General features: G+C 67.9%; 1 pseudogene. It reads right to left on the bottom strand.

What is annotated here, in order from left to right:
- A pseudogene (locus tag IO39_RS43410) lies at positions 1-1168 on the bottom strand (RNA polymerDNA-directed RNA polymerase subunit B); the annotation flags it as partial.

The raw sequence follows: 1168 nt of genomic DNA on the forward strand, positions 1-1168 counted from the left end.
TCGGTGCACGGACCGTCGGCGATGACCTGGTTGACCTCGACGCGGTCGCCCTCGGCCACGATGGGCTTCTGGTTGAAGCTGGTGCCCTGGTTGGAGCGCCGGAACTTGGCCACCCGGTACGTCGTCCTGGAGCCGTCGTCGTTCAGGACCGTGAGGTAGTCGGCCGAGACCTCCTCCACCACGCCCGCCTTCTCGGCCCTGAGCATGTCGCCCGTGTCGGTCGCGGCACGGTATTCCATGCCCGTGCCGACCAGCGGCGCCTCGCTCCTGAGCAGCGGCACCGACTGGCGCATCATGTTCGCGCCCATCAGCGCCCGGTTGGCGTCGTCGTGCTCCAGGAAGGGGATCATCGCGGTGGCCACCGACACCATCTGGCGCGGCGACACGTCCATGTAGTGCACGTCGCCGGAGCGGACGTACTCGAACTCGCCGCCCTTGGTGCGGACCAGCACCCGCCGCTCGGCGAACCCGCCGTCCGGCGTGAGCGGGGAGTTGGCCTGGGCGATGACGTAGCGGTCCTCCTCGTCGGCGGTCAGGTAGTCGATCCGGTCGGTGACCTTGCCGTCCACCACCTTGCGGTAGGGCGTCTCGATGAAGCCGAAGGCGTTGAGGCGGGCGAAACAGGCGAGGTAGCCGATGAGGCCGATGTTGGGGCCCTCGGGGGTCTCGATCGGGCACATCCGGCCGTAGTGGGACGGGTGCACGTCGCGGACCTCCATGCCGGCCCGTTCGCGGGACAGGCCGCCGGGGCCCAGCGCGTTCAGGCGGCGCTTGTGCGTCAGGCCGGCCAGCGGGTTGGTCTGGTCCATGAACTGCGACAGCTGCGAGGTGCCGAAGAACTCCTTGATCGACGCCACGACCGGGCGGCATGCGCTCGCGCACGACACGCTCCATCCTGGCCAGGCCCAGCCGGACCTGGTTCTGGATGAGCTCGCCGATGCTGCGGATGCGCCGGTTGCCGAAGTGGTCGATGTCGTCGATCTCCACCACGGCCTCGCCCATCGACGTCTCGCCGGCGTGCAGCCGGACCAGGTATTCGATCATCGAGACGATGTCGTCCTCGGTCAGGGTGCCCTGCGTGATCTCGGCGTCGACGCCCAGCTTCTTATTGATCTTGTAACGGCCCACCTTGGCGAGGTCGTACCGCTTGGGGTTGAAATAGAGGTTC

The organism is Nonomuraea candida (genome assembly GCF_000725485.1).
Classification (GTDB): domain Bacteria; phylum Actinomycetota; class Actinomycetes; order Streptosporangiales; family Streptosporangiaceae; genus Nonomuraea; species Nonomuraea candida.